20 protein-coding genes and 1 tRNA gene are annotated in these 18,500 nt (G+C 73.1%); 13 read left to right on the forward strand and 8 right to left on the reverse strand.

Annotated elements, in window-relative coordinates:
• Window positions 1-51 precede the first annotated feature (51 nt).
• Window positions 52-1,506, forward strand: a complete 1,455-nt coding sequence (locus AB0E91_RS01220) for an aldehyde dehydrogenase (protein ID WP_361773308.1) — start codon at window positions 52-54, stop codon at window positions 1,504-1,506.
• 238 nt (window positions 1,507-1,744) lie between these two features.
• Here the strand turns inward: AB0E91_RS01220 and AB0E91_RS01225 are convergent.
• Window positions 1,745-1,818, reverse strand: a tRNA-Pro gene (locus AB0E91_RS01225).
• A gap of 104 nt (window positions 1,819-1,922) precedes the next feature.
• Between AB0E91_RS01225 and AB0E91_RS01230 the strand changes: the two genes are divergently transcribed.
• Window positions 1,923-2,438: a DUF309 domain-containing protein gene (locus AB0E91_RS01230; protein ID WP_361773311.1), complete on the forward strand. Its 516-nt coding sequence runs from the start codon at window positions 1,923-1,925 to the stop codon at window positions 2,436-2,438.
• Between the two features lie 134 nt (window positions 2,439-2,572).
• Entirely contained in the window at window positions 2,573-3,346 is a 774-nt protein-coding gene (cobF, locus tag AB0E91_RS01235) for a precorrin-6A synthase (deacetylating) (RefSeq protein ID WP_361773314.1), read from the forward strand.
• A 27-nt stretch (window positions 3,347-3,373) separates the two neighbouring features.
• Here cobF and AB0E91_RS01240 read toward each other — a convergent pair whose 3' ends face one another.
• The gene (locus AB0E91_RS01240; protein WP_361773317.1) at window positions 3,374-4,123 is read right to left on the reverse strand and encodes a cobalt-precorrin-6A reductase; all 750 of its coding nucleotides are present in this window, start codon (window positions 4,121-4,123) and stop codon (window positions 3,374-3,376) included.
• 74 nt (window positions 4,124-4,197) lie between these two features.
• Between AB0E91_RS01240 and AB0E91_RS01245 the strand changes: the two genes are divergently transcribed.
• The gene (locus AB0E91_RS01245) at window positions 4,198-4,995 is read left to right on the forward strand and encodes a TIGR01458 family HAD-type hydrolase (protein ID WP_361775086.1); all 798 of its coding nucleotides are present in this window, start codon (window positions 4,198-4,200) and stop codon (window positions 4,993-4,995) included.
• Window positions 4,996-5,085: 90 nt separating this feature from the next.
• Window positions 5,086-5,376: a hypothetical protein gene (locus AB0E91_RS01250; protein WP_361773320.1), complete on the forward strand. Its 291-nt coding sequence runs from the start codon at window positions 5,086-5,088 to the stop codon at window positions 5,374-5,376.
• 42 nt (window positions 5,377-5,418) lie between these two features.
• Here the strand turns inward: AB0E91_RS01250 and AB0E91_RS01255 are convergent, their stop codons facing one another.
• The 4 genes from AB0E91_RS01255 to AB0E91_RS01270 all read right to left on the reverse strand — a co-directional run bounded on the left by AB0E91_RS01255 (window position 5,419) and on the right by AB0E91_RS01270 (window position 9,393).
• Entirely contained in the window at window positions 5,419-6,273 is an 855-nt protein-coding gene (locus tag AB0E91_RS01255) for a sulfite exporter TauE/SafE family protein (protein ID WP_361773323.1), read from the reverse strand.
• Window positions 6,274-6,562: 289 nt separating this feature from the next.
• Window positions 6,563-6,985 (reverse strand): hypothetical protein, encoded by a 423-nt coding sequence (locus AB0E91_RS01260; protein ID WP_361773326.1) that lies wholly within the window; start codon window positions 6,983-6,985, stop codon window positions 6,563-6,565.
• Window positions 6,986-7,210: 225 nt separating this feature from the next.
• Window positions 7,211-8,398, reverse strand: coding sequence for a thiolase family protein (locus tag AB0E91_RS01265; protein WP_361773329.1), 1,188 nt, complete (start codon window positions 8,396-8,398; stop codon window positions 7,211-7,213).
• 134 nt (window positions 8,399-8,532) lie between these two features.
• Window positions 8,533-9,393 carry a Cof-type HAD-IIB family hydrolase gene (locus AB0E91_RS01270; RefSeq protein ID WP_361773332.1) on the reverse strand — a complete coding sequence of 287 codons (861 nt, stop codon included), beginning with the start codon at window positions 9,391-9,393 and terminating at the stop codon, window positions 8,533-8,535.
• 198 nt (window positions 9,394-9,591) lie between these two features.
• On the opposite strand from AB0E91_RS01270, the gene AB0E91_RS01275 reads away from it, so the two are divergent.
• From AB0E91_RS01275 to AB0E91_RS01300, 6 genes are all read left to right on the forward strand, one after another.
• A complete protein-coding gene (locus AB0E91_RS01275; protein ID WP_361773335.1) occupies window positions 9,592-10,401 on the forward strand; it encodes an SAM-dependent methyltransferase in 810 nt (269 codons plus the stop codon).
• Between the two features lie 38 nt (window positions 10,402-10,439).
• Window positions 10,440-11,843 (forward strand): glutamine synthetase family protein, encoded by a 1,404-nt coding sequence (locus tag AB0E91_RS01280; protein ID WP_361773338.1) that lies wholly within the window; start codon window positions 10,440-10,442, stop codon window positions 11,841-11,843.
• A 2-nt stretch (window positions 11,844-11,845) separates the two neighbouring features.
• Complete coding sequence (locus AB0E91_RS01285; RefSeq protein ID WP_361773341.1) at window positions 11,846-13,015, forward strand: amidohydrolase family protein; 1,170 nt, start codon at window positions 11,846-11,848, stop codon at window positions 13,013-13,015.
• Window positions 13,016-13,031: 16 nt separating this feature from the next.
• Window positions 13,032-13,559 (forward strand): NUDIX hydrolase family protein, encoded by a 528-nt coding sequence (locus AB0E91_RS01290; protein ID WP_361775089.1) that lies wholly within the window; start codon window positions 13,032-13,034, stop codon window positions 13,557-13,559.
• A 179-nt stretch (window positions 13,560-13,738) separates the two neighbouring features.
• Entirely contained in the window at window positions 13,739-14,194 is a 456-nt protein-coding gene (locus tag AB0E91_RS01295) for a cyclic nucleotide-binding domain-containing protein (RefSeq protein ID WP_361773344.1), read from the forward strand.
• A gap of 74 nt (window positions 14,195-14,268) precedes the next feature.
• Window positions 14,269-14,886: a CBS domain-containing protein gene (locus tag AB0E91_RS01300; protein WP_361775092.1), complete on the forward strand. Its 618-nt coding sequence runs from the start codon at window positions 14,269-14,271 to the stop codon at window positions 14,884-14,886.
• Window positions 14,887-14,927: 41 nt separating this feature from the next.
• Here the strand turns inward: AB0E91_RS01300 and AB0E91_RS01305 are convergent, their stop codons facing one another.
• Together AB0E91_RS01305 and AB0E91_RS01310 are read right to left on the reverse strand one after the other, a co-directional pair.
• On the reverse strand, window positions 14,928-15,647 hold the full coding sequence (locus AB0E91_RS01305; RefSeq protein ID WP_361773347.1) for a response regulator transcription factor: 720 nt from the start codon (window positions 15,645-15,647) through the stop codon (window positions 14,928-14,930).
• A 173-nt stretch (window positions 15,648-15,820) separates the two neighbouring features.
• Window positions 15,821-16,489 (reverse strand): CBS domain-containing protein, encoded by a 669-nt coding sequence (locus tag AB0E91_RS01310; RefSeq protein WP_361773350.1) that lies wholly within the window; start codon window positions 16,487-16,489, stop codon window positions 15,821-15,823.
• A gap of 176 nt (window positions 16,490-16,665) precedes the next feature.
• Between AB0E91_RS01310 and AB0E91_RS01315 the strand changes: the two genes are divergently transcribed.
• Together AB0E91_RS01315 and AB0E91_RS01320 are read left to right on the forward strand one after the other, a co-directional pair.
• Entirely contained in the window at window positions 16,666-17,583 is a 918-nt protein-coding gene (locus tag AB0E91_RS01315; protein WP_361773353.1) for a universal stress protein, read from the forward strand.
• Window positions 17,584-17,620: 37 nt separating this feature from the next.
• Entirely contained in the window at window positions 17,621-18,478 is an 858-nt protein-coding gene (locus tag AB0E91_RS01320; RefSeq protein ID WP_361773355.1) for a universal stress protein, read from the forward strand.
• The last annotated feature ends 22 nt before the right edge of the window (window positions 18,479-18,500 follow it).

An 18,500-nucleotide genomic window follows, 5' to 3' on the forward strand; every position in this document is an offset into this window, starting at 1 on the left:
CCCCTCCCGCCTCACCGAGCCGACCGCCCGACCGACCCCAGGGACACCGACATGGACACGTACACAGAGCACACCACTCTCTACATCGACGGCGACCGGCAGCAGCCGCTCAGCACGGACACGTACACCGTCGTCTCGCCCTCCACCGAGGAGGAGATCGGCCGCGTGCCCGTGGCGGGCGCGAAGGACGTCGACCTGGCGGTGGCCGCGGCCCGCCGCGCCCTCGACGCCCCGGGTGCCGCCTGGGCCGTCTCGACCCCGGCCGAACGCGCCGCCGCCATGGAGCGGTTCGCGGCCGCCATCGAGGCCCGCGCCGACGAATTGGGCCGCCTGGTCAGCCGCCAGAACGGCATGCCCATCGCCATGTCCCCGCTGGTCAACGCCTACAGCCCGGCCGCGATCCTGCGCTACTACGCGGGCCTCGCCCGCACCCTGGAGTGGGAGGAGCGGCGCCCCTCCTTCACCGGCACCACCACCCTCGTACGCCGCGAACCGGTCGGTGTGGTGGCGGCGATCGTGCCGTGGAACTACCCGCAGGCCCTCGCGATGATGAAGATCGCCCCCGCCCTGGCCGCAGGCTGCACGGTCGTCCTCAAGCCCGCACTGGAAACCTCCCTGGACGCCTACGTCCTCGCCGAGGCAGCCACCGAGGCGGGGCTGCCGCCCGGTGTGCTGAACATCGTGCCCGGCGGCCTCGAAGCGGGAGAGGCCCTCGTCTCCCACCCCGGCGTCGACAAGGTCGCCTTCACCGGCTCCACGCCGGCCGGCCGCGCCATCGCGGAGGTCTGCGGACGGCTGCTGCGCCCGGTCACCCTGGAGCTGGGCGGCAAATCCGCGGCCATCGTCCTGGACGACGCGGACCTGGAGGCACTGATTCCGGGCCTCGCGGGCGCCTCGTTCGCCAACAACGGCCAGACCTGCTACCTCAGCACCCGCATCCTGGCCCCGGCCGGCCGCTACGACGAGGTCCTCGAAGCGGTCTCCGCCCTCGCTTCCAACCTCCCGGTCGGCGATCCGCTCGACCCGGCCACCGCCGTCGGCCCGCTCGTCTCCGCCCGCCAGCGCGAGCGCGTGGAGGGCTACATCGCCTCCGCCCGTTCCGACGGGGCCCGTCTCACCGCGGGCGGCGGCCGCCCCGCCCACACCGAGCACGGCTGGTATGTCGAACCGACGGTCTTCGGCGACGTACGCCCGGAGATGGCCATCGGCCGCGAGGAGATCTTCGGCCCCGTCCTCACCGTCACCCCGTACGCCTCCGACGACGAGGCGGTCGCCCTCGCCAACGACTCCGAATTCGGCCTCGGCGGCACCGTCTGGACCGCCGACCAGGAGCGCGGCACGGCCATCGCCCGCCGGGTCCGCACCGGCACCATCGGCGTCAACTGCTACGGCCTCGACTTCCACTCCCCCTTCGGCGGCCGGGGCGCCAGCGGACTCGGCCGCGAACTCGGCCCCGAGGGCCTCAGCGCCTACCTGGAATGGAAGTCGGTCTACCTGCCGTCCTGACCTGCCGGCCTTCCGACGCACCGTGAAGCGATGAAGGTCCGACCGCCCTGCACGCTCTCGAAGTCGAGGTCCAGGAACGGGAACCATCCCAGGGACAGACAACACGCTCCCCGCCTTGACCGGGTCAAAGTGCGCTGAATGCAGTCAAGTGCGCCGGTCCCCAAATGGTCCCCAAGAACGATCAAGGGGCCGTTTCAGATTTCCTCTGAAACGGCCCCTGACCCGCGACTTCGTAAAGTCGGGACGACAGGATTTGAACCTGCGACCCCTTGACCCCCAGTCAAGTGCGCTACCAAGCTGCGCCACGTCCCGATGCGCTTACTCGCGGTGACCCGCGTGATCGCGCGAACAGCACTTTACCCCACGGAGGGGGCTGGGCCGAAGCCGGTGGGGGTGGGGAGGGGACAATCGGTCGTATGGGAGACGCGGACGCGAGGCCGGTGGGCGACGGGCGGGACCGGGACATGGAGGGGCGGGCCCGGAATGCGCGGCCCCGGGACGGGCTGGGGCGGCCGTTGCCGTACGGCGCGGACGGGGTGGAGCGGCAGCCCGAGGGGGTCGTGCGGTCGCCGGAGGAGACGGTCGTGGAGGCGCAGGCGCTGCTGGGCGCGGGGAAGCCGTTCCACGCACACGAGGTGTTCGAGGACGCCTGGAAGTCGGGGCCCGAGAGTGAGCGGGGGCTGTGGCGGGGGCTGGCACAGGTCGCGGTGGGGCTCACCCATGCGGCTCGGGGGAACGTGAAGGGCGGTGCCCGGCTGCTGCGGCGCGGTGCGGGGGCTGTGCGGGAGTGGGGGGTGGAGAGCGGGGAGCCCCGGCCGTACGGGATCGATCTCGGCGGGGTCGGCGAGTGGGCCGTAGCGCTGGCCGAGCGGGTGGAGAAGGAGGGTGGAGTTGTCGACGCCGGGGTGGAGGCGCCCAGGCTCAGGCCGTGAGTACGGTCCGGGCTTGGCAGCCTGCGCGTACTCGGCAACCGGCTCCGCGGCGACCGTCCCACGCCTGAATCCGTCCCCGGGCCGCAGCTCGGCCCGGCCCGACCCCTTACGCACTCGTACGGCACACTCGACCCGTGCGAAAGATTCATGTCATCGGGATCGGTGCCGGCGACCCCGACCAGCTGACGTTGCAGGCGGTCAACGCGCTGCGCGGTACCGACGTGTTCTTCCTGCTGGACAAGGGGGAGGCGAAGAGTGATCTGACGGGGCTGCGCCGGGAGATCCTGGACGCGCATCTGGAGCCGGGGTCGTACCGGGTCGTGGAGGAGCGTGACCCGGAGCGGGACCGGAAGGCGGGCGGGGCGGGGTATTCGCCGGCGGTCGGGGACTGGCGGAGCGCGCGGGCCGGGATCTACGAGCGGCTCATCGGGCAGGAGGTCGGCGCGGACGGCACGGGGGCCTTTCTCGTCTGGGGCGATCCGGCGCTCTACGACAGCACGCTCGCGATTCTGGAGGAGGTGCTGGAGCGGGGGGCGGTGGAGTTCGCGTACGACGTGATACCCGGGATCAGCAGTGTCTCCTCGCTGGTCGCCCGGCACCGTACGGGGCTGAACCGGGTGGGGCGGCCCGTGCAGATCACGACCGGGCGGCGGCTTGCGGAGGGTTTTCCCGACGGGGTGGACGACGTCGTGGTGATGCTGGACGCGCACCAGACCTTCCTGCGGTACGCCGGGGAGGACATGGACATCTACTGGGGGGCGTACATCGGCACCCCGGACGAGATCCTGGTCTCCGGCCCTCTCGGCGAAGTCGCCCCGCGTATCGAGGAGTTGCGGGCGGCGGCTCGGGAACGCAAGGGCTGGATCATGGACACGTATCTGCTGCGCAGGCACGGGAGCGAGGGCTGACTCCGGGAGGACGAGGGGGCCTTCCGCTCAGCGCGGTTGGAGTGCGTCGAACCAGGCCAGCGCGCTCTGTACGTCCGGCACCGTCATCGCGTCCTCCGGCAGCGGGGGGCGTTCCACGACCACTACGGGCAGGCCGAGTTGGCGGGCCGCCGTCAGTTTCGGGGCCGTCGCCTCGCCTCCGCTGTCCTTGGTGACCAGTACGTCGATCCGATGGGCGCGGAGGACGTCCAGCTCGTCCGCGAGGGTGAACGGGCCGCGCTCCAGGAGGAGTTCGGTGTGCGGGGGCAGGGGTGGGGCGGGGGGTTCCACGGAGCGTACGAGGAAGTGGACGTGCTCCAGCGCGGCGAAGGCCGACAGGCCCAGGCGGCCGGTGGTGAGGAACACGCGGTGGCCGAGGGTGGGGAGGGTCGCTGCGGCCGCCGTCAGGGTGGGGACGGGGTGCCAGTCGTCGCCGGGGGTCGGGTGCCAGCCGGGGCGGCGTAGGACGAGCGCCGGGATGCCCGCGTTCCGTGCGGCCTGGAGGGCGTTCGTGGTGATCTTCCGCGCGAAGGGGTGGGTGGCGTCGATCAGGGCGTCCACGTCGTGGGCGCGGAGCCAGTCGGCGAGGCCGGCCGGGCCGCCGAAGCCGCCGGTGCGGGTGTCCCCGGTCAGCGGGCTCGGCCGGGTCACGCGTCCCGCGAGGGAGGTGGTGACGCGTATGGCGGGGTCGGCGGCCAGCGCGGCGGCCAGTTCTCGGGCCTCCGTCGTGCCGCCGAGGATCAGGAGGTGCGGGGGCATGGGGCGAGCGTAGGCGAGGGGCGGGCCGGGGCGGTTATCGTCCGGGTATGGCTTCCCTTGCGGATGTACGGGGCGTGCGGGGCGTACGGGGCGTGCTGGTCGACATCGACGGGGTGCTGACCGTCTCCTGGCGGGCGCTGCCCGGGGCAGTGGAGGCGCTGCGGGTGCTGCGGGACGGGGGGCTCGGGGTGGTCCTGGTGACCAACACCACCTCCAGGACGCGGGCCTCGGTCGCCGCCGCGCTCGCCGAGGCGGGGTTCGCCGTCGACGCGGACGACATCCTCACCGCACCCGCCGCCACCGCCGCGCACCTGGCGGGCGCCCGGTGCGCGCTGCTGAACAGCGGGGACATCGAGGAGGATCTGGCCGGGATCACCCTCGTCGGCGAGGACGACAGGGGCGACGGGGGCGACGGGGACACGCCCGATGTCGTGCTCGTCGGGGGTGCGGGTCCGGAATTCAGCTACGCGGCTGTGAACCGAGCTTTCCGTCATCTTCGCCGTGGCGCGCGTCTCGTCGCCCTGCACCGAAACCTCACGTGGCGGACCGACGCCGGGCTCCAGCTCGACGCCGGGGCGTACATCGCGGGGCTGGAGGCGGCGGCCGGGACCGAGGCCGAGGTCACCGGGAAGCCGTCGGCCGCGTTCTTCCGGGCGGCGCTCGACCGGCTGGGCGTGGCCGCGGCCGAGGCGGTGATGGTCGGGGACGACGTGGAGTCGGACGTGCTGGGGGCACAGCGCCTCGGGATCACCGGAGTGCTGGTGCGGACCGGCAAGTTCCAGCCGGACACCCTCGACCGGGCGAGCGGTACGCCCGACCGCGTGGTGGACTCGTTCGCGGACGTGCCCGCGCTGCTGGGGCTGACTCCGTAGGACTGTCGGCCCGGAGTCTGTCGGGGGTTGTGATCCGTGGGGTCGGGGCGAGGTTGGCAGCCCGCGTACCGGCGCTGGAACAATGCCCGGATGACTGGTGACCCCGCTGTCGAAGTGTCGGCCCTGGCGATCAATGTCCGGGTGCCGGAGGAACTCTGCTGGACGGACACCCGGCGGGGGCAGGAGTTCCGGCTGACCACGTTGAACGTGCGGCTGCTGCCGGACGGCGGACTGGCCGCGAAGGCGTACGGACGGCCGGTCGACGGCGGGCGTGGCGCGTACGTGTCCTTCGCGGTGCCGGACCGGCCCGAGCTGGCCGCGCTCATCGAGCGGGCGGCGGGCCGCGCGGCGGAACTGTGGGGTGCACACCGGGGGTTGTGAGCCCCGCAGCGGGGCTTCCGATCGCGGCGGCGTGGACTTGCCCTAGCTCAGCAGGAGTTCCAGTGCGCCCACGACGGTCGCCGCGACAACCAGTCGGTCGAAGAGTTGCTGGTTGATTCTGTTCACAGCCCATTTGCCGATGAACGCGCCGGGCACGACGAACACCAGCAGTGCGGCGTCAAGCAGCAGTGAACGGCCGTCGATCAGTCCGAGCGCCGCGCTGAACGGCACCTTCGACACGTTGACGATCAGGAAGAAGAACGCCGAGGTGCCGAGGAAGCCGAGCTTGCGGAAGCCCGCCGAGAGGAGATACATCGACATCACCGGGCCGCCCGCGTTGGCGACCATGGTGGTGAAGCCGCCGAGCACGCCGTAGGCGCCCGCCGTCGTCCGTCCGGCGCGGGTGGTGACCGCCGAGCCGTTGGCCTCCGGCCCGTGGGTCCCCGCCTCGCCGTCGGCCGCCGATCCGTCGGTTCCCGTCTCGCCGTCCGCCGCGCCCTCCGTCTCCGGCCGCGCCGCCGCCCGTCGCCGCCACAGCGTGATCCCCGTCATCAGCAGCAGAATCGCGCCGATCGAGGTGCGGACGATGCCGTCCCCGGCGCGGACCAGGAAGAGCGTGCCCGCCACGACACCGACCCCGACCGCGGGGAACAGCCGCCACAGCGTGGGCCAGTGGGCGTGCCGACGGTAGGTGAGGACGGCGAGGATGTCGCCCGCGATCAGCAGCGGCAGCAGTACGCCGGTGGAGGCGCGGGCGGGGAGTACGGCCGCGAAGACGGCGAGACTGACCGTGTTGGCCCCGCTGACCGCGGTCTTGGAGAAGCCGACCAGGAGGGCGGCGAGGGCCAGGGCGGCGAATTCCCAGCCGGGTATGTGCCAGAGCGTCATCATGTTCATGCGGGGACTGATGCTATGCGCACGCATTCAGTGGCTCGTGGGCCGCCCTGGCCACGGAGCCCTCCGAGGGTGCCCGCACCACGGACACGCCCCGGAGTCGGTGCCCGACGGGCCACGTACAGGCTCAGGAGTCACGGGGCGCCCGAGCCCGTACGGGTGGAGCTGCGCAACACTGAGCGCCGAGCACCCCGCGACCACCCGATCGGGACTCCCGCTCGACGGACTCCGCTCGGGACCGGAACGACAACAGCTGCTTACGTTGCATCAATGCCCCACCGTGTGGTGCGGTTCAGAGCTCCGGGTCGGTGGGGGTCAGCTGCCAGCCGGTCCGGGTGCCGTCCCACGCGTACAGGTTGCGCCATGGCCGGCCGTCCTCGCCGTCGGCGCCGATGACGAACTCGATATTGCGGTACGCCGGGTACGACCCGTTGATCTTGATGAGGTCGATGCCGCTCCGCCACTTTCCGCCCAGGGAGGACCAGTCGGTCCAGTTGGTGGTGGAGGTCCTGGTGCGGGCGTAGGCGGCGAGGTCGGTGCCGATCGCGAACTCGTACTGGACACCGCGCTGCGTGCTGACGGTGGCGACGCCGTACTCGCAGATGATGATGCCGGTACCGCGGTTGCAGTGGTTGAGGGCCTGTGCCGGGGTGGCCGCGAGAACAGTGCCCGCGACGACTGCGGCCGTCAGGACGGCTGCCTTGATTCTCTTCATCGTGTTTCTTTCTCTGCCGGTGAGGATGGTGCGCCTGAGGCGAATGGAGCCGATCTCCCGTCCCGCTCCATCGGCCTCGTCGCAACCACTCCACCACCTGCCGCATGACCGTCACCAGGCAGTCCCACCGGCAGAAATAGCGTGCTCCGTACTTCTTCCGGCCCGCGTATCGGTACCTCCGTCCTGGAGGGTCGGTACTGCGCGCCGCGTGGCACCCCGCCGCCCCTACGGCCGCTCCACCAGCACCGCGCTCCCCTGCCCCACCCCCACGCACATGGTCGCCAGCCCGCGCCCCGAGTCCTCGCGTCGCATCCGGTGCAGCAGTGTCGTGAGGATGCGGGCGCCCGAGCAGCCCAGCGGGTGGCCGAGGGCGATGGCGCCGCCGGTCGGGTTGACCGACTCCGGGTCGATGCCGAGCTGGTCCACGCACGCGAGGGCCTGCGCGGCGAACGCCTCGTTGAACTCGGCCTCGTCCAGGTCGGTGACCGACCAGCCGACGCGGGCGAGGGCCTTGCGGGTGGCCGGGACCGGGCCGAGGCCCATCACATCGGGGTGGACGCCCGCCGAGGCTCCGGCGACGTAGCGGCCGAGGGATTCGAGGCCCAGGTCGTTCAGGGCCTCCTCGCTGACCAGGAGCAGTCCGGCGGCGCCGTCGTTCATCGGGGAGGCGTTGCCCGCGGTGACCGTGCCGTCCGCGCGGAAGACCGGCTTCAGACGGCTCAGCTTCTCCAGTGAGGTGTCCTCGCGGACGCACTCGTCACGCTCGACCACGATGCCGTCGGGGCGCTCCACGGAAAGGAGTTCGTCGTCGAAGGTGCCGTTCTTCTGCGCGGTGGCCGCGAGTTGGTGGCTGCGCAGGGCGAACTCGTCCTGTCGCGCACGGGAGATGCCGTACCGCTCCGCGACCTCCTCGGCGGTCTCGCCCATGGACAGTACGCCGTGGAGCTCCTTCATGGCGGGGTTGACCAACCGCCAGCCCAGCCGGGTGTCGTACGTCTCGATGCGGTGCGGCAGCGCCTCGTCGGGGCGGGGCAGGACGAAGGGGGCGCGGCTCATCGACTCGGAGCCGCCCGCGATCACGACGTCGGCCTCGCCGGAGGCGATGGTGCGGGCGGCGGCGGTGACGGCTTCGAGGCCGGAGGCGCACAGGCGGTTGACGGTGGCGCCGGGGACGGTGTCGGGCAGGCCCGCGAGGAGGGCGGCCATGCGGGCGACGTTGCGGTTGTCCTCGCCGGCCTGGTTGGCGGCGCCCCAGTACACGTCGTCGATCCTGGCCGGGTCGAGGGCGGGGGCGTCGGCCACCAGGCGCCGGATCACGGTCGCCGCGAGGTCGTCGGGCCGGATGCCCGAGAGGGCGCCGCGCAGCTTGCCGATGGGGGTGCGGCGGGCGGCCGCGAAGTGGACGGGACGCACGGCGGGGCTCCTGATCTACGACGGATCCACGACGGATCTGCGGCTGGCCTGGCCATTAATTAGCACTGCTAGTTTCGGACTATAGACCGGCTTCCCGCCCCTGGGAAGGATCCCCGCCGCGCCCCTACGACCCCCTACCCGTCGAGCCCCAGCACCCGCGCGATCGTCCGCGGCACCCCCTGCTCGTTGTTGGACGGCGCCATGTGCCGGGCCCGCCGGGCGACCTCCGGGTGGGCGTTGGCCATGGCGAAGGACCACTCGGCGGCGTCCATCATCTCGAGGTCGTTCAGGTAATCGCCGAAGACCATCGTCTGCGCGGGCGTGATGCCCAGCTCGCGCTGGAGTCCGCGCAGGGCGGCGCCCTTGTTGGCGGTGCGGTTCATGACGTCGACCCAGTGCTCGCCGGAAACGACGACCTGGTGGGTGTCCGCGAAGCCGGCCAGCGCCGGAGCGGTCCCGTGCTCGGCCGAGCCGAAGTCGAACAGCGCCACCTTGATCACCTCGTCCTCGACCGCGGTCAGGTCGGGGACGACGCGGTGCTCGACGTAGTACTTGCGGACCTCGGCGAGGAACGGCTCGTCGGTGCGCTCGACGTACGCGGCGCGCTTGCCGCAGACCACGGCACCGCTGTCCACGCCCCGCTCCACCAGCCGCCGTGCCGTACGGGCCAGTTCCGCGGCCACCGAGCGCTCCAGCGGGTCCGAGCTGAGCTCCACCCCGTCGCGGACCACGTACGTGCCGTTCTCCGCGATGAACACCATCCCCTCGGAGACCTCCGCGAACTCCTTGGCCAGTGTCGCGTACTGGCGGCCGCTGGCGGGGCTGAACAGCACGCCCCGGCGGCGCAGTTCGGCGAGGAGGTCCCACATGCCCTCGGGCATGGCCTTGTCGTCGTCCAGCAGTGTGCCGTCCATGTCGGTGACGATCAGGCGTATGTCGGCCGGGACGGCGGGCAGGTCGGGGGCGGTGGTCAGGGACGCGGGCGTGGCGGTCATGTCCTTCTTCCTGGTCGGGGCGCGAACCCTCCCAGTGTCCTTCATGCCGCCGGAGGCATCGGAACCCCATTCCCGGGACACCGCGCCTCCCGACCCCGCACAATGACGCCAGGCAGCGTGATCACGAAGCGGCACCGGCCGCACGTGGAGACGCATGTGGAGACGCACGCGGAAACGCGCACGGAAAGGGGCGGAACGGTGGGCGGACACGACGCGGGGACGACGGCGGACCGGCTGGACACCTCCGTCGCGCACAACGCGCGGGTGTGGAACTACTGGATCGGCGGCAAGGACCACTACGAGGTGGACCAGGCGGTCGGTGAGCACGTCGCCGGGATGTTCCCGGTGATCCGCGACGTGGCCCGCGCGGACCGGGAGTTCCTGCGGCGGGCGGTGCGGTACCTCGCCGCCGAGCGCGGGGTACGCCAGTTCCTGGACGTCGGCACCGGGCTGCCCACGGTGGACAACACCCACGAGATCGCGCAGTCGGTCGCGCCCGAGTCGCGGATCGTGTACGTCGACAACGACCCGATCGTGCTGGCCCACGCCCGCTCGCTGCTCACCAGCTCCCCCGAGGGCGTGACGGACTACATCGACGCCGACGTGCGCGACCCGGAGACGATCGTGCGGCGGGCCGCCGAGACGCTCGACCTGAAGCGCCCGGTCGCGGTGATGATGCTCGGCATCCTGAACTTCGTCCTGGACGACGACGCGGCCCATGACATCGTCCGCCGGATCATGGCGGCCGTGCCGTCCGGCAGCTTCCTGGTGCTGACCCACCCGACCTACGACGGTGACGTGGGCGGCGAGGGCAACGTCGCCGCGATGGAGTTCTGGAACGCCAACGCCACCCCGCCCATCACCGCGCGCGGCCGGGCCGGCATCGCCGGGTTCCTGGACGGTCTTGAGCCGGTCGAGCCGGGCCTCGTGCCCTGCTCCCTGTGGCGTGCCGGGGCCGACGCGGCCGCCGTCGTGCCGCAGTTCGGCGCGGTGGCCGTGAAACCCTGAGCGCGACCACGCGGGAGCCCGACCGTCGAGGAGTACCCATGGCCACCCTTGCCGACCCCGTGCCCGGCGGCCGCCCCGGTGAGACCCGGCGGGCCGCCGCCCGCGCCGCCGAGCTGACCGCGCGAGGCGTCCACGGGATCGTGCTCGCGTACGTGGACACGGCGGGCGTCGGGCGGGTCAAGGCGGTCCCGGTGGCCCGGCTGACGGCCGCGGTGACCCGGGGCGTCGGGATGTCGCCCGTCTTCGACACCTTCCTGTCCGACGACTCGATCGTCACCACCGACGTGCTCGGCTCCCCCGACGGCGACCTGCGGCTCTTCCCCGACCTGGACGAGCTGGTGGTCCTGGCCGGGCAGCCCGGCTGGGCGTGGGCGCCGGTGGACCGGATCACCCAGGAGGGCGCGACGCACCCCGGGTGCTCGCGGACCTTCCTGCGCCGGATCGTCACGGAGGCCGCCGAGCGGTACGGCCTGACCTTCCGGGCGGCGATCGAGGTCGAGTGGACGGTGGGCCTGGACTCGGCGCCCGCCGGGGAGTTCGTCCCGGCGGTGTCCGGACCGGCGTACGGCGCGATCCGGCAGGTCGAACTGGGCGACCTGGGTGCCGAGTTGCTGGCGGCGCTCGCCGCACAGGGCGTGGACGTGGAGCAGCTCCACCCCGAGTACGCGCCCGGGCAGTTCGAGCTGTCGGTGGGGGCGCTGGACCCCGTGGCGGCAGCCGACCGGAGCGTGCTGGTGCGGCAGACGATCCGGGCGGTCGCCCGGCGGCACGGTCTCCGCGTGTCCTTCGCCCCGGCCGTGGTGGCGGACGGCGTCGGCAACGGCGGCCACCTCCATCTCTCCTGCCACCGCGACGGGGTGAACCTCCACACCGGCGGCGAGGGCCGGTACGGCATGACGGCCGGGGCGGAGTCCTTCGTGGCCGGGGTGCTTTCCCGGCTGCCCGCGCTGACGGCGGTGACCGCGCCGAGCCCGGCCAGTTACCTGCGCCTGAAGCCGTCCCGGTGGGCCGGGGTGTTCACCGCCTGGGGCCGCGAGACCCGCGAGGCCGCGCTGCGGATCGTCACCGGCACGGCGGGCCACACCGGCGAGGGCGCCAACCTGGAGATCAAGCCCGTCGATTTGGCCGCCAACCCGTATCTCGCCCTCGGCTGCGTCATCGCCGCCGGACTCGACGGCCTCGCCGCCGCACTGCCCCTGCCACAGGAGATCACCGGCGACCCGGTCCGGTACGGCGCCGAGGAGGCGGCCGCGCTCGGGGTACGGCGGCTGCCGCAGTCGCTGACCGAGGCCGTCGAGGAGTTTCGCGCCGACCCGGTGCTGCGGTCGGCCCTCGGCCCGGTCCTCGCGGACGCGGTGACGGCGGTACGGCTCGGGGAGGCGGCGGCCGTGGAGGGCCTGGACGACGCCGAGGTGGCCGCCGCCCACCGGTGGAGGTACTGACGATGACCGCACCTGAGACTCTCCAACAGGCCCTGTCCGAGCTGCCGTTGGTGGACCACCACTGCCACGGCGCGACCACCCGCGACCTCACCCGGGCCGAGTTCGAGTCGCTCATCACCGAGGGCGAGGCGTGGCCCGGGATCTCGCCCTTCGACAGCCCGGTCGGCATCGCCGTACGCCGCCACTGCGCACCCCTCCTCGACCTGCCCCGGCACGCCTCCCCCGATAACTACCTGGCCCGGCGTGCGGAGTTGGGCGCGGCAGAGGTCAACCGGCGTTTTCTGACCGCCGCCGGGGCCGAGGCGTTCTGCGTGGACACCGGGTTCGCCCCGGACCCGGGGACATCGCCGGACGAACTGGCCGCGGCGTCAGGGGGCTTGGCCTACGAGGTCGTACGGCTCGAACGGGTCGCGGAGGAGGTGGCCGCGCGGGGCGTGGAGCCGGACGCGTACGCGGAGGCGTTCCGCGCGGCGGCCGGGGAGGCGGTGCGGCGGCCCGGGGTGGTGGCGGTGAAGTCGGTGGCGGCCTACCGTACCGGTTTCGCCCTGGACCCGGCCCGCCCCGGCGACGCGGAGGTGACACGTGCCGCCCGGGAGTGGTTCGCGCGGGGCGGGCGGTTGAACAACCCTGTGCTGGTACGGCAGTTGCTGTGGACCGCCGTCGATCTCGGGCTGCCGCTCCAGCTGCACACCGGGTTCGGCGACGCCGATGTGACCCTGCACCGCGCCGATCCCACGCTGCTCACGGACTGGCTGCGGCTGACGGCGGGCACGATTCCCGTGGTGCTGCTGCACTGCTGGCCGTATCACCGCCAAGCCGCGTATCTGGCAGCGGTGTTCGAGCAGGTGTACCTGGATGTCGGTCTCGCGCTGCACTACGCGGGACCGGCCCGCTCGCGAGCGGTCCTGGAGGAGGCGCTGGAGATCACCCCGTTCCGCAAACTGCTGTACAGCTCCGACGCCTACGGAGTGGCCGAATTCCATCACCTGGGCGCGCTGTGCTTCCGGCGCGGACTGGCCGACCTGATCCAATCCCGCGTCGACAGCGACGAGTTGAGCCTCGCGGACGCGCTGCGCATCGCATCCTGGACGGGCCGCGAGAACGCCCGCCGCCTGTACGAACTGCCCGAACCCGCCCGCGATCCCGGCGAGCGCCCCACCCGGAAAGTATGATCAAGCAATGTCTGACATGACCGAGACCACGCCCGGCTGGCTGACCACGGACGAACTGGAAATGGCCAGGGCCCGGATGCCGATCCTGTATGTCGAGGCCGTGCCGGTGCGCGTGGACGACAACGGCGAAGTCACCAGTATCGGGCTGCTGTTGCGGATCGGGCCGGACGGCACGGTCAGCCGGACCCTGGTCTCCGGACGGGTGCTGCACCACGAGCGGGTCCGTGACGCGCTGCTGCGCCATCTGGAGAAGGACCTCGGCCCGGTCGCGCTCCCCCGGGTGCCCGCCTCGATGCAGCCGTTCACGGTCGCGGAGTACTTCCCGACGGCCGGGGTCACGCCGTACCACGACCCGCGTCAGCACGCGGTGTCGCTCGCCTACGTCGTGCCGGTCTCGGGCGACTGCCGGCCGCGCCAGGACGCGCTGGACCTGGTGTGGTTCTCGCCGCAGGAAGCGGCGTCGGCCGCCCTGGAGAGCGAGATGCCGGGCGGGCACGGGGTGCTCCTGAAGCAGGCGCTGGCGCATCTGGGTCTGGTGTTCTGAGGACCTCCGCGCCCGGGCCCGGTGTTTCCGGGAGCACCCGGGCCCGGTGATCCACAAGCCCTCGGGCCGCTGGATTCGGACGGGACCGAACGGCCCCGGCCGGGTCCGAGTGGCCCGTGGCGGGGTCGTGGTGCCCGCGCGAACCTGGAGGGAGAGCAGTCCCGAAGGGAGCCGGTGCGATGACCACGACCACCATGACCACGGCGCTCGAGCCCGTGTACCGCGAGCGGCTGATGCGGTTCGCCCGCGAGGTCTCCTTCCCGGCCGGTGTCCGGCTCTTCGAGGAGGGCGGGCGCGCCGACCGCTTCTGGATCGTGCGCACCGGCACGGTCACCCTGGATCTGCGGGTGCCCGGCCGCCGTCCCGCCGTCGTCGAGTCGCTCGGGCACGGTGAACTGGTCGGCTGGTCCTGGCACTTCGGGCCGGGCGTCTGGCATCTGGGCGGCGAGGCGATGAGCCCCGTACGGGCCTGGGAGTTCGACGCGGCCCCGGTGCGGGCGCTGTGCGCGGCGGACCCCGAGTTCGGCCGGGCGGTGGCCGTCTGGGTCGGCCGGGTGGTGGCCCACCGGCTGCACGCCTCGCGGGTCAGACTGCTCGACCTGTACGCCCCGTACGGCAGCGGGGGCCTGCTGTGACCTCGGCTGCGGCACCCGGGCCGCGCCCGGTGGAGCCGGTGCCGGGAGACGGGCCGTACCGGGTGGGCGACGTGATGACGCGGGCCGTGGTCGCGGTGGGCAGCGGCACGCTGTTCCGGGACGTGGTCGAGCGGATGGAGCAGTGGAAGGTCGGCGCCCTGCCCGTCCTGGAGGGCGACGGCCGGGTGATCGGGGTGGTCTCGGAGGCCGATCTGCTGCCCAAGGAGGAGTTCCGCGACGGCGAGCCGGACCGGCTGACCCAGCTGCGCCGGATGGCCGACCTGGCGAAGGCCGGGGCGGTGACCGCCGGGGAGCTGATGAGCACCCCCGCCGTCACCGTGCACGCGGACGCGACGCTGCCCGAGGCGGCCCGGATCATGGCCGTCAAGGGCGTCAAACGACTGCCCGTCATCGACGCCCAGGGCGCGCTCGTGGGCGTCGTCAGCCGGGGCGACCTGCTGAAGGTGTTCCTGCGCTCGGACGGCGAACTGGCCGACGAGATACGGCGGTCCGTGGTCGACGTGCTCTTCCCCGCGCCGGTCGAACCGGTGCACGTCATGGTCGCCGACGGCGTCGCGACGCTCACCGGGTGCGTGCGGGACGCGGAGCGGATCGAGCTGGCGGCCCGGATGACACGGGGTGTGGAGGGCGTGGTGGGCGTGGACTGCCGGCTCACGGCCGAACCGGGCTGAGCCGCCGCGTCACGCCGAATCCCGCCCGCCCCGAGGGTAGTTCAGTGCGCCGGACGCTCCTCCGCGCCCGTGCCCGTACCCATGCTCTGGTCCAGCTGCGAGGCGATCACGGCCGCCTGGACCCGGCGCTGGACGCCGAGCTTGGCCAGCAGCCGGGAGATGTGGTTCTTGACCGTCTTCTCCGACAGATAGAGCCGCTGCCCGATCTCCCGGTTGGTCAGGCCGTCCCCGATCAGCGCGAGGATGTCCCGCTCCCGGGGCGACAGCGCCTCCAGCTCGGGCGGCAGCGAGGGCGCGGTCTCGGCGGGGTCGGAGCGCAGCGAGCGCATCAGCCGGGCGGTGGTGGCGGGGTCCAGCATGGACTGGCCCGAGGCGACGGTGCGTACCGCCGAGATCAGGTCGGAGCCCTTGATCTGCTTCAGTACGTACCCGGCGGCGCCTGCCATGATCGCGTCGAGCAGCGCGTCCTCGTCGTCGAACGAGGTCAGCATCAGGCAGGCCAACTCGGGCATGCGGTCGCGCAGTTCGCGGCAGACGGTGATGCCGTCGCCGTCGGGGAGGCGTACGTCGAGCACGGCGACGTGCGGGCGCAGGGCGGGGCCGCGGGCGAGGGCCTGCTGCGCGGAGTCGGCCTCGCCGACGACGGAGATGTCCGGTTCGGAGTCGAGCAGATCGGCCACGCCCCGGCGGACGACCTCGTGGTCGTCCAGCAGGAACACCCGGATCGGGTGCTGCTCGGTGAAGACGCGTGTCTCGGGCATGACGACCTCTCGTTTCCCGGGGCCGGACGGACAGGACCGGCCCACCAGCCGGATCATGACCCGCCGGTCCCGTACAGACTAGGGCCGAACGGGCCCACCTCGCCCCTCACCTGCGGAATCAGGTCCGCGCGTCACCTGTGGAACCGAACCGGGCCCGCGCGTCATCCGCCGGATCAGGTCCGCGGGCCGTCGGCGCGACCCGGCGCGGGCGCGAGGTCGAACTCCACGTCCACCACGCCCTCGACCGCGCGGACCAGCCGGGCGGCCACCGGGACCAGGGCCGTGTCGCGCAGCGAGCCGGTGAGGGTGACCACGCCGTCGTGCACCTCCACGTGGATCAGGGAGTCGGGCGGCGGGAGGATCCAGGAGACGATGTCGTGCCGTACCTCGCGCTCGATGTCCTGGTCGCCGCGCAGGAAGACCTTGAGCAGGTCGGCGCGGCTGACGACGCCCTCCAGGACGCCCCGGTCGTCCACGACGGGCAGCATCCGCACCCCGGACCGCGCCATGCGCCGGGCCGCCTCCGCGAGCGTGGCCCCGGAGTGGACGGTGACGGCGGGCGCGGACATCAGCTCGGCCGCCGTGGCCGCCTCCGCCTTCGCCAGGTCGGCCGGACGGCGGCGCCCGGTGTACGCCTCGCCGGGCGCGTCGCGCAGCTCCTCCATGGGCAGCAGGTCGGACTCGGAGACGACACCGGTCACCTTGCCGCCGACGAGCACGGGGAGGCTGCCGACCTGGCGGTCCCGCAACATCCGCGCGATCTCCTTGAAGGACGTCTCCGGACCGACGACCGCCACGGTGCGGGTCATGACGTCGCCGACGCTGCGCGGGGTTGCGTACATGGTGACTCCGTAGGTTCACGGGGACGGTTGCGTACGTCGCCTTCCTGATTCCGGTTTCCCTTCCAGCGTGCGCCGGGCCGGGGAGACCGCCTAGGGCCGGTCGGCCCCGCGCAGGGACCTGCGGCCCCTGATCCGGCGGGCGGGGTGCCGCGAGGCTGGGGGCGGAGGTGGAGACCATGTCCCGAACCGTCACCGTGGGCTTCGACGGCTCGCCCGAGAGCCGGGCGGCCGCCGACTGGGCGGCCCGCGAGGCCAGGCTGCGCGCCCTGCCGCTGCGGGTCGTGCACATCTGGGAGCCGGTGCCCGAGCCGATGGCCCAGGCGCCGCTGCCCGGCGCCGAGACCCCGCAGCCCTGGACCGAGCAGGTGCCCCGCGAGAGCGCGGAGCGCCTGCGTCTGCGCCACCCGGGTATCGAGGTGGTCGTCGAGCAGTACACCGGGAACCCGGTGGACATCCTGTGCGAGGCCGCCGTCTCGGCCGAGCCGCTGGTGCTCGGCTCACGGGGGCTCGGCGGGATCGGCGGCTTCGTCGCCGGGTCGGTCGGCCTCGCCGTAATAGCCCGTACCGAGCGTCCCGTGGTCGTCGTCCGGGCGGACGAGCCGACCGTGGGCCGGCACGGGCCCGGCCCGGCGGCCGGGGACGTGCCCACCGCGCCCGTCGTGCTCGGCCTGGACACCGGCGAGCCGGACGAGACGCTGCTGGGCTTCGCCTTCGACGCGGCCGCCCGCCACGGCGTCCCGCTGCGAGTGGTGCACGCCTGGCGTCCGCCGCCCGCGTACGCCTACGAGCTGTCCGCCTACGCCTACGACCTGGCCGGGCCCGGCGACGGCCCCGGTTCGGTCGGGGAGCTGGAGGCGGAGGGCCTGGCCAAGGTGCTCCAGTCCTGGCGGCAGTCGTTCCCCGGCGTCGAGGTGGCGGAGGAGAGCAGGGCGGGCAGCGCGGCGCGGGTGCTGGTCGAGGCGGCGCGGGAGGCCGGTCTGGTGGTGGTCGGGCGGCGGATACGTGCCGGGCGGCTGGGTGCGCACATCGGGCATGTGACGCACGCGGTGCTGCACCACGTCGCCGCTCCGGTTGCCGTCGTGCCGCACACCTGAGCCGATGGGGGGAAAGCGGAGGGAGAGGGCGGACACCATGGACCAGCCGATCGTCGTCGGCGTGGACGGCTCGGAGCAGAGCCTGCGCGCCGTGGACTGGGGAGCCGACGAGGCCGCCCTGCGCGGGGCACCGCTCCGCCTGGTGTACGCCTCGTTGTGGGAGCGGTACGAGGGCGCGCTGATCGCCCAGGAACTCCACCGGCCGGTGGACGAGGTGATGGCGCGGGACGTGGTCGGCACCGCCGAGGACCGGGCGCGGCGCCGCCGTCCCGGGGTGCCGGTCACCACCGACGTGCTGCCCGACGAGCCGGAGTACGGTCTGGTGCGCGAGAGCCGTACGGCCCGTGCCGTGGTGCTCGGCTGCCGGGGCCGCAGCGGGCTCACCGAGGCGCTGCTCGGGTCGGTCAGCCTGACGGTCGCCGGGCACGCGCACTGCCCGGTGATCGTGCTGCGCGGCGGCCACGACGACCCGGAGCGCGCCGGGACCGGGCGGATCGTGCTGGCCGTCGGCGAGAAGCCGACGGGCACGGCCGCCGTGCGGTTCGCGGCCGAGGAGGCCGCGCTGCGCGAGCTGCCCCTGGAGGCGGTACGGGCCTGGCGGCGTCCGTCGGGGCCGCTGCCCGGCCATGTCCCGCACGACGGCGATCCGGAGCGGGCCGCGCTGGACACGGTGGAGGAGGCGTTGCGGGGCCTGCCCGCCGGTGTCGTACCGGTACGGCACGTCGTGGAGGGCCACACCCGTGACGTGCTGCTCGACGCCTCCCGCGGCGCGGTCCTGCTCGTCGTGGGCGCCCGGCGCAGGCACGGCCGCTTCGGTCTCCAGCTCGGCCGGGTCGCGCACGGGGTGCTGCACCGGGCGGACTGCGCGGTGGCCGTCGTACCGGAGCCGGACTGACGGGCGCGGAGGCACGCCGTCC

This window comes from Streptomyces sp. NPDC026659 (assembly GCF_040638245.1).
GTDB lineage: Bacteria > Actinomycetota > Actinomycetes > Streptomycetales > Streptomycetaceae > Streptomyces.